13 protein-coding genes and 1 riboswitch are annotated in these 12133 nt (G+C 67.4%); of the genes, 6 read left to right on the top strand and 7 right to left on the bottom strand.

The window, feature by feature from the left end:
- Nucleotides 1-3: 3 nt before the first annotated feature.
- The 4 genes from cobJ to cobG are packed head-to-tail and all read right to left on the bottom strand — an operon-like array spanning nt 4 to nt 4562.
- A complete protein-coding gene (cobJ, locus tag ACOCG7_RS08165) occupies nt 4-1707 on the bottom strand; it encodes a precorrin-3B C(17)-methyltransferase (RefSeq protein ID WP_421375070.1) in 1704 nt (567 codons plus the stop codon).
- The gene (locus tag ACOCG7_RS08160) at nt 1704-2435 is read right to left on the bottom strand and encodes a precorrin-2 C(20)-methyltransferase (RefSeq protein ID WP_073429928.1); all 732 of its coding nucleotides are present in this window, start codon (nt 2433-2435) and stop codon (nt 1704-1706) included. The genes cobJ and ACOCG7_RS08160 overlap by 4 nt, the downstream gene beginning before the upstream one ends.
- Complete coding sequence (locus ACOCG7_RS08155) at nt 2436-3062, bottom strand: precorrin-8X methylmutase (RefSeq protein WP_073429927.1); 627 nt, start codon at nt 3060-3062, stop codon at nt 2436-2438.
- Entirely contained in the window at nt 3063-4562 is a 1500-nt protein-coding gene (cobG, locus tag ACOCG7_RS08150) for a precorrin-3B synthase (RefSeq protein ID WP_421375067.1), read from the bottom strand.
- An 83-nt stretch (nt 4563-4645) separates the two neighbouring features.
- A riboswitch (cobalamin riboswitch) is annotated at nt 4646-4825 on the bottom strand.
- Nucleotides 4826-4909: 84 nt separating this feature from the next.
- Between cobG and cbiE the strand changes: the two genes are divergently transcribed.
- Genes cbiE through cobM form a run of 4 tightly spaced genes read left to right on the top strand, consistent with a single transcriptional unit; the run spans nt 4910 to nt 8754 of the window.
- Nucleotides 4910-6169, top strand: coding sequence for a precorrin-6y C5,15-methyltransferase (decarboxylating) subunit CbiE (gene cbiE / locus ACOCG7_RS08145; protein WP_421375065.1), 1260 nt, complete (start codon nt 4910-4912; stop codon nt 6167-6169).
- A complete protein-coding gene (locus ACOCG7_RS08140) occupies nt 6169-7266 on the top strand; it encodes a cobalt-precorrin-5B (C(1))-methyltransferase (protein WP_421375063.1) in 1098 nt (365 codons plus the stop codon). Before cbiE ends, ACOCG7_RS08140 begins: the two co-directional genes overlap by 1 nt.
- The gene (locus ACOCG7_RS08135) at nt 7263-7985 is read left to right on the top strand and encodes a cobalt-precorrin-6A reductase (protein WP_073429924.1); all 723 of its coding nucleotides are present in this window, start codon (nt 7263-7265) and stop codon (nt 7983-7985) included. The genes ACOCG7_RS08140 and ACOCG7_RS08135 overlap by 4 nt, the downstream gene beginning before the upstream one ends.
- 43 nt (nt 7986-8028) lie before the next feature.
- Nucleotides 8029-8754: a precorrin-4 C(11)-methyltransferase gene (gene cobM / locus ACOCG7_RS08130; protein ID WP_421375061.1), complete on the top strand. Its 726-nt coding sequence runs from the start codon at nt 8029-8031 to the stop codon at nt 8752-8754.
- Nucleotides 8755-8778: 24 nt separating this feature from the next.
- Here the strand turns inward: cobM and ACOCG7_RS08125 are convergent, their stop codons facing one another.
- Nucleotides 8779-10272: an MDR family MFS transporter gene (locus tag ACOCG7_RS08125; protein ID WP_310120759.1), complete on the bottom strand. Its 1494-nt coding sequence runs from the start codon at nt 10270-10272 to the stop codon at nt 8779-8781.
- A 248-nt stretch (nt 10273-10520) separates the two neighbouring features.
- On the opposite strand from ACOCG7_RS08125, the gene ACOCG7_RS08120 reads away from it, so the two are divergent.
- Nucleotides 10521-10781 (top strand): DUF1488 domain-containing protein, encoded by a 261-nt coding sequence (locus ACOCG7_RS08120; RefSeq protein WP_073429921.1) that lies wholly within the window; start codon nt 10521-10523, stop codon nt 10779-10781.
- Between the two features lie 37 nt (nt 10782-10818).
- Here ACOCG7_RS08120 and ACOCG7_RS08115 read toward each other — a convergent pair whose 3' ends face one another.
- Nucleotides 10819-11205, bottom strand: coding sequence for a DUF3022 domain-containing protein (locus ACOCG7_RS08115; protein WP_073429920.1), 387 nt, complete (start codon nt 11203-11205; stop codon nt 10819-10821).
- Nucleotides 11206-11420: 215 nt separating this feature from the next.
- Here ACOCG7_RS08115 and ACOCG7_RS08110 point away from each other — a divergent pair, with 215 nt between their 5' ends.
- Nucleotides 11421-11624: a CsbD family protein gene (locus ACOCG7_RS08110; protein WP_421375058.1), complete on the top strand. Its 204-nt coding sequence runs from the start codon at nt 11421-11423 to the stop codon at nt 11622-11624.
- A 6-nt stretch (nt 11625-11630) separates the two neighbouring features.
- Here the strand turns inward: ACOCG7_RS08110 and ACOCG7_RS08105 are convergent, their stop codons facing one another.
- Nucleotides 11631-11981: a hypothetical protein gene (locus ACOCG7_RS08105; RefSeq protein ID WP_347143106.1), complete on the bottom strand. Its 351-nt coding sequence runs from the start codon at nt 11979-11981 to the stop codon at nt 11631-11633.
- Between the last annotated feature and the right edge of the window lie 152 nt (nt 11982-12133).

Raw genomic sequence — 12133 nt, 5'->3', positions numbered from 1 at the left:
GATTCACTCGTACCAGCGCGGGGTATAAATCCATTCGCCGCCTTCGGCGTTTTTGGCGAAGCCCCGCGTGGTCGATGAGCCCACGATCACCATCGTCCGCATATCCACGTCGGACGAGCGCAGTTCGCCGAGCGCGATCGTGCGCAGCATGCCGCCCGGCCTGCCGATATCGCGGCCAAGCACCACCTTGGTGGTCACGGCGCGATATTCCCTCACGATGTCCAGCGCCTTATCCAGTTGCCACGGACGCGCGCGCGAGATCGGGTTATAGAACGCCATCACCAGATCGGCTTCGGCCGCGTGCCTTAGACGCTTTTCGATGATCGTCCACGGCTTCAGATTGTCGGACAGCGACAGCATGCAGAAGTCGTGACCCAGCGGCGCGCCGGCTTGCGCGGCGGTGGCCATCGCCGCCGACACGCCCGGCACGATCGACAGTTCGACCGCGTGCCACTGCGTGTTCCGCTCGGCGTCGAGCGCTTCGAGCACCGCGGCGGCCATCGCGAACACGCCCGGATCGCCCGACGACACCATCACCACCGAGCGTCCCATGCTCGCCAGTTCGAACGCGTGACGCGCGCGTTGCATTTCCTCGCGGTTGTCGGTGCCATGCACGCGCTGATCCGCGCGCAACGGGCCGGCCATTTTCACGTAGGTGTCGTAGCCGAGAATATCGGTCGCTTCGTTCAGCGCCGCGCGCGCGGCGGGCGCCATCAGATCGGCGCTGCCGGGGCCGAGGCCGATCACCGTCAGACGGCCGCGTGCGCGGCCGATCGTGTCGGGATCGATCGCCAACGGCGCCACTGCGAGCGCGACGCCGCTAGTCGCGTCGTCATGCAGCGTTTCGTAGGGAATGCGCAGCGCGGCATGCAGCAGGTTGCTGGGCCGCTCGCCGTCTTCGGGATGCGTTTGAGTGAAACGCAGCGGCACGTTCAGACTGGCGGCGGCCTGAGCGAGCGCCTGGTCCGCCATGTGTTCAGACGAAGCCAGCAACGCCGCGAGAGAAAGCACCGCAAGACCCTGCGCATCCAGCGCCTCATGCACGCGCGCTTCGATCTTCGCACCCGCACCCGACACCGCCACCACCACACTGCGCGGATGAATCACCAGTTCGTCATCACGTCCGCTCCACGCTCGCGGCGTCACGCGAATCGCGAGACGCGCCGATGCCGAGCGCGGCAACTGCGCACCGTCGAGCCACGGCGCTTCGCCTTCGATCCGCGTGCTCTCGCCGGCCAGCAGATCGGACACAAAGCGTTTGCCTTGGCCGAGATCGGCGAGCGCATAGCCTTCGGGCGGATTGAGCACGCAGGTGCCGAAGCGCAATTCGCCGCTCGTCGTGATCGCCGGCGACACGGCCAACGCGGCGGCAATCACGCGCGCCATCACGTTGACGCCGGCGAGACCGCCGAGCAAGGGCACGACCGCGCTGCCGTCCTCCGCGACGGCCAGCACCGGCGGCTCCGCGCCCTTGTTCGCGAGCAACGGCGCGACGCAACGAATCACGATGCCCGCCGCGCACAACGCGACGACCGGCGTGCCGCGCGCATACAACTCGCGCAGATGCGCGCCGAGTTCGCTGTACGAGACATCGGCCGCGACGCGTCCCTGCAACCCATGCACCTGGCTATCCGCGTACAAAGCTTGAATGCGCCGCGCGGTCGTCAACGCGCCCGCGCCGAGAATCACGATCGCGGGTGGCGTCATCCTTGCCATTTTTCCCCCGGCACGACGAGCAGCGAGAAATACGGCGACGCCATCGGATCGACTTCCGCGAGCGGCACGATGCGCTGATTGCCCATCGTCGCACGCTCGACGTAAAGCGCGCGCCGCGCGAGACCGAGTTCGCCCAGCACGCGCCGCACCTTGTCGAAATTGCGGCCGAGTTTCATCACGACGGCGGCGTCGGCATCGGCGAGACGGCGGCGCAATTCGTCCTCGGGCAGCACGCCCGAGAGCACGGAGAGGCTCTGGTTGCGATAGACGAGCGGCGCGCCGAGCACGGCGGCGCCGCCGAGCATCGAGCACACGCCGGGCACGACTTCGCTCTCGTAGCGCGCCGCGAGCCGGTCGTGCAAATACATATAGGAGCCGTAGAAAAACGGATCGCCCTCGCAAATCACGGCCACGTCGCGGCCCGCATCGAGATGACCGGCGACGATCTCCGCCGCCGTGTCGTAGAAGTCGGCGATGATCGCTTCATACGAGAGCGGCGGTTCGAGCGCTTCGGTGGTGACCGGATACACGAGCGGCAGATGCTGCTGCGCGTCGTGCAAATGCGCTTCGATGATGCTGAACGCGTTGCCTTTCTTACCCTTCGCGACGAAATACGCGACCACGGGCGCCGCTTTCAGCAGACGCAGCGCCTTCAGCGTGATGAGTTCAGGGTCGCCGGGGCCGACGCCGAGTCCGAACAAACGTCCTTGCACGGTCATTTATTCGACCTCCGTCGCGAGCGCGTTCACGGCGGCGGCGGCCATCGCGCTGCCGCCGCGTCTGCCGTGCACCACCACGTAGGGCACGCCGCGGCTGTCGTCCGCGAGCAGCGCCTTCGATTCGGCCGCGCCGACGAAGCCCACCGGAAAACCGAGAATCAGCGCGGGCTTCGGCGCGCCGGCATCGAGCATGTCGAGCAAATGAAAGAGCGCGGTCGGCGCATTGCCGATCACGACGACGCTGCCCGCGAGTCGCGGACGCCACAATTCGAGCGCGGCGGCCGAGCGCGTGTTGCCGAGTTCGCGAGCGAGCGCCGGTACGTCGTCGTGGGTGAGCGTGCAGATCACTTCGTTGTTCGCGGGCAGCCGCGCGCGCGTGATGCCTTGCGCGACCATGCCGGCATCGCAGAGAATCGGCGCGCCTTGCGCGAGCGCCGTGCGGCCCGCGGTGCCCGCGCCTGCGGAAAATTGCAGGGCGTCGACGATATCCACCATGCCGCACGCGTGAATCACGCGCACCGCGAGTTTTTCCAGGTCCGCGGGGATGCGCGATAAATCGGCTTCCGCGCGGATCGTCGCGAAGGATTGGCGATAGATCTCCTGACCGTCGCGAATGTAATCAAGCATCTATGGGCTCCGGGCCAGGTGGTCGAGCAGGTCGGCGGCCTGGTCGATCGTCAGTTGGCGCGCGACGCACTGGCCGAAATCCGAGTGGCCGTCGTCGCGTCGATAAAGGTCGTAAGTGCCGGGCGACACAGCCAGCAGTGTGTACGGCGCACGATGCGCGGCGGCGCACGAGCGCGGGCAGCCGCTCAGATGGACCTCGACGTTCTCGGGCAAGCGCGCGGCGAGCCGCAGTGCGTCGGCCTTGGTGTCGGCGAGGCTTTTCGCGCAGCCTGGCGAGCCCGCGCAGGCGATCAGACGCGTGATGGCTTGCGTGGCATCGCAGGCGAGGCCCAGCGTGTTCAGTGCGGTCAGCACGGCTGGCACGGCGTGCGCCGCGATGTCGGTCAGCAGCACGCTTTGCCACGGCGTGACGTGCAGCGTGCCGTTGCCTTGCTGTCGTGCGAGCGCGGCGAGGGCATGCAGGGTGGCGGCGTCGAGGCGGCCTAGCGGCGGCTGGCCGCCTACGTGCCAGGTCTCCGTCGTGCGTTGGGCGTGCGCGCCGAGCCGACGCGCGGCATCGGCCGGTGTCGCGCGATGCCAGGACGCGAGCGACGCGTCGCGTGACAGCGGGAAATCGACATACGTTTGCGCGCGCTGCAATACGGCGTCGACGGAACGCGCGGCGAGCAGGTGACGCATGCGCGTGGCGTCGGCGGCGGCGAGGTCGAGAAACGAGTGCAGCAGCGCGCGGACAAGCGCAGGGACTTGCGATGACGACACGGCGGCTAATGCGCCTGCGTCGTCCACGCGACGAGCTTGTGTCGAGTCATCGCAACCGGCAGCCGGGTTTTGCGGTAACGCCACCGCTGGCGGGCAACCGGCAAGACCGAACACGAACCGCACACCGTCACGAACTTGCGACGCCGCGAGCCACACGTCATGCGGATGATCGAGCCTTGCCAGGCGCTCGCCGCCATCCACCAGCAGCGCGAATTTCGGCGACAACGCCGCGAAGCGCGCTTCGCCTTGCAGCAGCGCCAGCAGTTCGGCGCACAGCGGCCTGGTGTCGAACAGCGCGAACGGATCGCGCCCGGCGGCGGGGCTGATCATCACGTTGCGCACGTCGTCGGCGGCCGCCGCGCGGAGCGAGTTGGAAGCCGGCGCGGCGCGCTTCGCCATCGCATCCGAACCAGCCGCCGCGTCTGGCGCCGCTCCATCGGGCCCAAGCCCCGCCGCCACCAACGCCGCGCTCAACGCCGCTGCCTCGCGGCCACGCACGCCGCGCACCTGCAAGTTCGCGCGATTGGTCAACTCGATCACGCCGGCCGCATGCCGCGCGCTCGCCTCGGCAATCGCCGCGGCCTGCGCGGCGCTCAGCTCGCCGCCAGGCAGCTTGATCCGGCAGATGCCGCCGTCGCACGCGGCGACGATGCGCAGCAGCCCCGGACACGCCGAGGGCCGTGGCGCTGGGGCCGCGTCGGGCAAAACGGTGGAGGGCGAAGCTTGATTCAAGACGGACACCGGGTTTAGCGTCGCGCGAAAGCCCGAGCAAGCCGTGAGGCGGGCATTGCTGCGGCATCGGTACACCCCGCCCGATGCAGGCTGGCACGAACAGTCTCGCCGGCAGGTCTCCTGGCTGGCAGGTCATGGTCCGCCGCTGCCTTCCCGGTGAAACCAGTGGCGCGGAGCGCAAACGGACTCGCTGCATACAGTTGCGGGGGCAGCCACAGTGGCACTGTGTTCCCTCTTCGGCCCCGAAGGGCACCGGCGGCTGTATTATGCCTTTTTTCGGACAGCACAACGAGGCTGGACGCTTTGACCGGCGTGGCACAGCGCATGATTTGAAGACACAGAATGAGGATGGATGCATGCCTGCGTGGCTGACGGTGGTGGGCATGGGCGATGACGGCTTCGCCGGTTTGGGACGGCCCGCGCGGCGTGCGTTGCTGGAGGCGTCGGTGATTTACGGCGGCGAGCGTCATCTGGCGATGCTGCCCGCGCGCCTCGCCGCGCGCCGCGCGGCATGGCCGCGGCCGTTCGATCTCGCGCCGTTGCTGGCCGAGCGCGGCGCTTCCGTATGCGTGCTGGCGAGCGGCGATCCGATGCTGTTCGGCGTCGGCGCGACGCTCGCGCGGCAGTTGCCGGCCGGCGAGTTGCGGGTGCTGCCCGCGCCGTCGTCGCTGTCGCTGGCGGCGGCGCGGCTCGGCTGGCCGTTGCAGGAGGTCGCGACCGTTTCGCTGGTGGGCCGGCCGCTGCCCACGCTGAACGCGCATTTGCACGACGGCGCGCGCGTCTTCGTGTTGAGCGCCGATGGGCGCACGCCCGCGGCGTTGGCCGAACTGCTCAACGCGCGCGGCTTCGGCGCGACCCGCATGATCGTGCTGGAACATCTGGGCGGCGAGCTGGAACGTCGCATCGACGGCCGCGCCGATCAGTGGTCCGCTCCCGATGTCGCCGCGTTGAACCTGATCGCGCTCGAATGCCGAGCGACCGAAGGCGCGCCGCGTCTGCCGCTGACCTGCGGCCTACCCGACGACGCTTTCCGCCACGACGGCCAGTTGACCAAGCGCGACGTGCGCGCGATCACACTGGCGCGCCTCGCGCCGACGCCCGGCGAATTGCTGTGGGACGTGGGCGCGGGCAGCGGCTCGATCGGCATCGAATGGATGCGCGCGCATCCGACCTGCCGCGCGATCGCGATTGAAGGGCACGCGGAGCGGCAGCGTTTCATCGAGCACAATCGCGACGCGCTGGGCGTGCCGGGTCTGCAACTCGTGGCCGGGCGCGCACCCGAAGCGCTGCAAGGGCTGCCGGCGCCGGACGCCGTGTTCATCGGCGGCGGCGCGACGGCGGCGGGCGTGCTGGACACGTGCTGGGCGCGTCTGCGCGACGGCGGCCGGCTGGTCGCCAACGCGGTCACCTTGCAAGGCGAGGCGGCGCTCGCGGCCTGGCGCGAGCAACATGGCGGCACGCTCACACGCATCGCGCTGGCCGACGCGCAACCGCTCGGCGGCTTCGATACGTGGCGCCAGGCGTTGCCGATCACGTTGCTGGACGTGACGAAGGCCGCGCGTGAAACCGATACGGCCGCCATCGCGACGTCATCCGAATCACGGCGACAACCGTAATGCGCGAAGAAACGCCCGAACAACCCGCGCCGCTGCGTAGCGGCTATACGACCGGCAGTTGCGCCACCGCGACGTCGCTCGCGGCGGCGCGTCTGCTGCTCGCGGGCGTCGTCAGCGAGGTTGCGGAAATCGTCTTGCCGAAAGGCCAGCATGTGCCGATGCCGCTGGTGTACTGCCGCTTCATCGCTGACGGCGCGGGCGGCGCGGAAGCCGGCACCGTGAAAGATGCCGGCGACGATCCCGACGTGACGCACGGCGCGATCGTGTTCGCCCGCGTGCGGCTGCTGACCGAACCGGGTGTGATTTTTCGCGCGGGGCCCGGCGTCGGCACGGTGACGCGCGCGGGACTGACGCTGCCGGTCGGCGAGCCCGCGATCAACCCGGTGCCGCGCAAGATGATGACCGACCATCTCACCGACCTCGCTGCGGAGCACGACTACGCAGGCGGCTTCGAGGTGACGATCGGCGTCGAAGGCGGCGAGGCGCTTGCGCTCAAGACGATGAACCCGCGCCTGGGCATACTCGGCGGCCTGTCGATTCTCGGCACCACCGGCATCGTGCGGCCGTTCTCGTGCTCGGCCTATATCGCGTCGATCCATCAGGGCATCGACGTCGCGCGCGCGAACGGCTACACGCATCTCGCCGCCTGCACCGGCAACGCGAGCGAGGACGCGATGCGCGCGCATTACGGCCTGCCGGATATCGCGCTGATCGAGATGGGCGACTTCGTCGGCGCGGTGCTCAAGCATATGAAGCGCGCGCCGGTCGAGCGGTTGAGCGTATGCGGCGGCTTCGGCAAGCTCAGCAAACTCGCGGCGGGGCATCTCGATCTGCATAGCCGCAATTCGAGCATCGATCTGGAACGGCTCGCCGTTTGGGCCGCCGAAGACGGCGCCGACGACGCGTTGCAGGCGGCGATTCGCGCGGCCAATACGAGCCAGCAGGCGGTCGCATTGGCGCGGGCGCAAAACGTGCCGCTCGGCGACATCGTCTGCCGGCATGCGCTTGAAGTGGCGCGCGCTATCGTGCCGCCGCAGGTCAACGTCGAAATGTTCGCGATCGACCGCCAGGGCAATCTGATCGGAGCCGCGCAATGACGCGTGTCCTGCTGCTCGGCGGCACCGGCGACGCGTTGCGGATTGCGCGGCAACTCGGCCGTGAGCACGTGTACAGTCTCGCGGGTCTCGGCAAGGTGCCCGACGATCTCGCGTGTACGGTGCGCGTGGGCGGCTTCGGCGGCAGCGAAGGGATGGCGCGCTATATCGAGGCGCAACGCATCGCGCTCGTGATCGACGCGACGCATCCCTACGCCGCGCAAATCAGCGCGAACGCCGTCACGGCGAGCCGCGCGGCGCGCGTGCCGTGCTGGGCGCTGCGCCGCGAGGGCTGGCAGCCGCAAGCCGGCGACGATTGGCGCAGGGTCGGCGATTGGGCCGAGCTTACGGCGGCGCTTGCTGCGTTCGAGCGTCCGCTATTTACATTGGGACGCGAACCGCTCGCGCATCTCGACGACATTCCGGCGCATCAGTTCTGGACCGTGCGCTGTCTCGATCCGCACGAAGGCAATGCGCGGGCGCGAATTCTGGCGACGCGCGGACCCTTCACGCTCGAAGGCGAGCGCGCGTTGTTCGCCGCCGAAGCGTTCGACGTGGTGGTCAGCAAGAACAGCGGCGGCGGCGCGACCGAAGCGAAGCTCGAAGCGGCGCGCGAACGCGGTGTGCCCGTTGTCATGCTGCGCCGCCCGCCGTTGCCCGCCGTGGATCGTGAATTCGAACGCGTGGCCGATCTGCTCGAAGCGTTGCGAATCGCAGTTTGAACCGCGCATGCATCGCATGCCGCAATGAATCATGGAGTGTTGAATGACGGTGTTTTTTATCGGCGCGGGCCCCGGCGATCCCGAACTGATCACGGTGAAAGGACAGCGCCTCGTGCGCACGTGCCCGGTGATTCTGTATGCGGGCTCGCTCGTGCCGGCCGCGGTGCTTGAGGGCCATGCCGCGCGGCAAGTGGTCAACACCGCCGAGCTCGACCTCGATCAGATCGTCGCCTTGCTCAAGGACGCACACGGCCAGGGCCACGACGTGGCGCGCGTGCATTCCGGCGACCCGTCCCTGTACGGCGCGATCGGCGAGCAGATCCGCAGATTGCGCGAGTCGAACATTCCCTACGAGATCGTGCCGGGCGTGACCGCCACGGCCGCGTGCGCGGCGGCGCTCGGTTGCGAACTCACGCTGCCCGATATTTCGCAGACGCTGATCCTCACGCGCTATGCGAGCAAAACCACCATGCCGGAAGGCGAGCAACTCGCCGACCTCGCGAAACACCGCGCGACGATGGCGATTCACCTGGGCGTGCGGCATCTCGCGCGCATCGTCGATGAATTGCGTCCGCACTACGGCGGCGCTTGTCCGATCGCGGTGATCTACCGCGCAAGCTGGCCCGACGAGGAAAAAATCACCGGCACGCTCGACGATATTCTCGGCAAGGTGCAGTCGGCGAATATCGAGCGGACCGCGCTGATTCTGGTGGGCCAGGTGCTCGCCGCCGAAGGCTTCGCGGAGTCGACGCTGTACGCGAAAAACTGACCGGCCACCGGATGCGCCGCGGCGTCAGTCCTCGATCGGCGCCAGCGCTTCGTTCGGCATCTTGCGGTCCGCGCCGAGGTGAATCGCCGGCACCAGCGTCAGCAGCAGGACCATGAAGATCGAGATCGCGAAGATCGAGACGAAGGTGAGGTGCAGCGACTCGTGCAGCACCATGCGGGTCATGTCGCTATTGACGAGGCTCGCCGCCTGATTTTGCAGCAGCGCCTTCAGTTGATCCGAGGTGACCGCGACCGCATCCTTCGCGTGACTGAGGCCGAAGTTGAGCACCGCGCCGAACAGCGTCGCGCCCAGCGTGCTGCCGAGATTGCGCGAGAACAGATTCGACGCCGTCGCGCTGCCGCGTTCGTCCATGCGAACGATCTCCTGGATCAGCACCAGCGAACCGACGCTCGAGGTGCCCATGCCGAAGCCCATCACCAGCGAGCCGAATGCCGCGACGAGCGGCGAGCCGCCAGGCGACAGAAACAGCAGCAAGACCGCGCCGAGCGGCACGAACGCGCTGCCGCCGACCAGAATGCGGCGCAGGCCGATGCGGTGAAACGACTTGGCCGCGAGCGTCGCGCCGACGGGCCAGCCCACCATCATCATGGTGAGCGAGAGGCCCGCGATCACCGGCGAGCGATGCAGCACGCCCTGCACGTACATCGGCAGGAAGGTGGTCGCGCCCATCAGGATCATGCCGGAGAGCAGCGTCGCGCCGTTGCATGCGGCAATCGGGCGGCGGCTCCAGAGCGCGAAGGAAATCATCGGCTCCGCCGCGCGCCGCTCCTGCCAGACGAACAGCAACACGCACAATACGAAGACGCCGCCCGCCAGCGAGGCCCGGGCAAGCTCGTCGTCGCCGGCGAAGGTCAGCGCCATCATGAGCGCGGCGATCGCCGCCATGAAGAGGGCCGCGCCGCCGAAGTCGATCGACGGCCGCGCATGCCGCTCCGATTCGCGCAGGAACGCGATGAAACCCGCCGCGGACGCAAGCCCGATCGGCACGTTCATCCAGAAGATCCAGGCCCACGAGATGTTGTGAATGATGAAGCCGCCCACCATCGGACCGACCACCGCCGAAATCGCCCACACGCTGGCGAGATAGCCTTGCACCTTGCCGCGTTCGCGCGCCGGATACAGGTCGCCGACGATGGTCAGCGTGACCGGCTGGATCGCGCCCGCGCCAACGCCCTGAATCAGCCGGAACGCGATCATCGCGGGCATCGACCACGCGAAGCCGGCCAGCACCGAGCCGAGCAGAAAGATCGCGATGCCCGCCAGCACGATGGGCTTGCGTCCGTACAGATCGGCGAGTTTGCCGAACACCACGGTCATCGCGGTCTGCGTGAGCAGGAACGACGAGAACACCCAGCTATACAGATGCAGGTCACCGAGTTGCGCGACGATCTGCGGCATGGCGGTGGAAACGATGGTGGCTTCGATGGCGACCATCGCCATCGAAGCCATGACGGCGGCGATGACGAGGCGGCGCGATGATTGCGGGCTGCGGGACATGGGGCGAGGGTTAGTATTAGGATGTTGGGCGTCGGGCGGCATGACAATCGGCATGCGCGCCGCGACACGACAGCAGGCCGTTCGAGGGCGGCCGACGTGAAGTATGCGCCTTGCGAGGAATTCGCGCTGAGCCTGGGACCGCCGGCTTGCAACGACAGAAACCACGCCAGAAGCGACATCGGAAGCAACGCCGGTTTGGCACAGCGCTTGCATTCGCAAGGCTTTCTTTCGATAAATGGAGGTTCATGATGAGGATCGAATTCACCGGACGCCGCGAAGTGGTGGCAGCGGCGCGCGTCGCCTTCGAAGCCAATGTGGATGGAGCCGACGTCTGGTGCAGCGTGTCACTGGATGCGCTGAACGACCACTTCGGCAACGGCGGCACCTCGGCTCACGATCTCGTCGGCACCTTCGAGGCGAATCGCGCGCGAATAGAAAACGCCACGCGCAAGGTGCTCCAGAAGAACGGCGGACAGTCGGTGGAACTCGAGACGGGGGACTTCAACTGACACCTGGCGGCGACAGGTGTCGCTCGGCCAAGCCACGTTAATAAGAGGACGGCGCTGGCGGCACGTCGAACAATCCATCGTGGGCCGCCAGTTCCACCGCGCAATCGCCTTGCAGTTCCGGCGGACTCTGGCGCTCGCTGAACGCCGCGCGCACCCATGCGCTCAGACGCTCCTGAAACACTCGGCGCTGTGCCGTATCCAACGCGGCATAGCGGCTGATCTGCGGCTTGGTGAACGCGATCGTCACGATGCAACGCGCATCGAGCGAGGTATCGCGATGCGATTCCATCACCCATGAAAGCTGAATGAAAAGACGCGCGCCTTCGTCGTAGCTGCTGACGCGCGGCGCTTTCGGCGATTCGAAAATGCCCGCCAGCGCCAGTTCGATTTCCTCGATGCGTTGCTCCAGTTCGGTTTGAATCATTGCTTCCTCCTCGCGGCTCGCCGTCGGTGCACGTCGCGCGGACTGCCGCGTCGTTCAACCCGGACCCGCGCATGTCTCGTTGAATGAGCAACGCGCATTCCTCCTGAAGATGAGCAGATGAGCGCCCCGGTCACGGTCGGGTCACAGGCGGGTACGGGCGTTGCTGCGTCGCATGGGCTGTTTTTTCAACGACATCGCGGACAAGGAGCTAGCGCATGAGCAGCGATCAATCGAAAGGTATCGCCGAACAATTGAAGGGTCTCGTCAACAAGGGGTTGGGCGCCGTGACCGGCAACGAGGACCGCAAGGTCGAGGGCGACGTGCAGATCATGAACGGCGCAAACCGGAAAGACCTGGGCGACCAGAAAGAGAACATTCGCAAAGGCAAGACCGACCCGGGCAGCCCCACCAACGAATGACGCCGCTCATCGACTGACGATCATCGTCTTGTCATCTTCGACCCAACTGCGCGCCTGTTTCGCAAGCGAAGCAGGCATGGCCAATGCTGCGCTTCGTGCAGAAGTCCGGACGTGGCGCGAAGCCGCGTAAAACAAGTTGGAGGGGAGGGCAGTCGTCATGAATTCGATCCTGAGAAGCACGTTGATTGCGGCGTCGATCGCCGCGCTGACGGTGGGTGCGAGCGGTTGCAAACGCGTGGACAACACCAGCAGGGACACGATGAGTTCGGGCAGCAGCGGCGTGATGAGCAACTCGGCCGCGCCGAGCGGCACCGGTAACAGCGACGCGGCAAAGCGTGTGACCCCGCCGGTCGGCACCGCGCCGGCACGCCCGGCGAGCCAGTAAGTCCCGATCGGGTGGCGCTCCGCGCGGGAAAGCCGCGCACGGTGGCGGCGGCTGCAACGTTGCCTTGGAACAGACTCTTCCAATGCGGCCTATATATCCGTGCCAATGGCGCGGATACAGTGCC

The sequence above is a fragment of the Paraburkholderia sp. DD10 genome (genome assembly GCF_049177125.1).
Taxonomy (GTDB): Bacteria; Pseudomonadota; Gammaproteobacteria; order Burkholderiales; family Burkholderiaceae; genus Paraburkholderia; species Paraburkholderia terricola.
This window is presented reverse-complemented; position numbering and strand designations above follow the sequence as displayed.

Excerpts from the sequence above, each read along its gene's own strand:
- cobJ (WP_421375070.1), bottom strand. The coding sequence starts at position 1,707 with ATGACGCCACCCGCGATCGTGATTCTCGGCGCGGGCGCGTTGACGACC.
- ACOCG7_RS08160 (WP_073429928.1), bottom strand. The coding sequence starts at position 2,435 with ATGACCGTGCAAGGACGTTTGTTCGGACTCGGCGTCGGCCCCGGCGAC.
- ACOCG7_RS08155 (WP_073429927.1), bottom strand. The coding sequence starts at position 3,062 with ATGCTTGATTACATTCGCGACGGTCAGGAGATCTATCGCCAATCCTTC.
- cbiE (WP_421375065.1), top strand. The coding sequence starts at position 4,910 with ATGCCTGCGTGGCTGACGGTGGTGGGCATGGGCGATGACGGCTTCGCC.
- ACOCG7_RS08140 (WP_421375063.1), top strand. The coding sequence starts at position 6,169 with ATGCGCGAAGAAACGCCCGAACAACCCGCGCCGCTGCGTAGCGGCTAT.
- ACOCG7_RS08135 (WP_073429924.1), top strand. The coding sequence starts at position 7,263 with ATGACGCGTGTCCTGCTGCTCGGCGGCACCGGCGACGCGTTGCGGATT.
- cobM (WP_421375061.1), top strand. The coding sequence starts at position 8,029 with ATGACGGTGTTTTTTATCGGCGCGGGCCCCGGCGATCCCGAACTGATC.
- ACOCG7_RS08125 (WP_310120759.1), bottom strand. The coding sequence starts at position 10,272 with ATGTCCCGCAGCCCGCAATCATCGCGCCGCCTCGTCATCGCCGCCGTC.
- ACOCG7_RS08120 (WP_073429921.1), top strand. The coding sequence starts at position 10,521 with ATGAGGATCGAATTCACCGGACGCCGCGAAGTGGTGGCAGCGGCGCGC.
- ACOCG7_RS08115 (WP_073429920.1), bottom strand. The coding sequence starts at position 11,205 with ATGATTCAAACCGAACTGGAGCAACGCATCGAGGAAATCGAACTGGCG.
- ACOCG7_RS08110 (WP_421375058.1), top strand. The coding sequence starts at position 11,421 with ATGAGCAGCGATCAATCGAAAGGTATCGCCGAACAATTGAAGGGTCTC.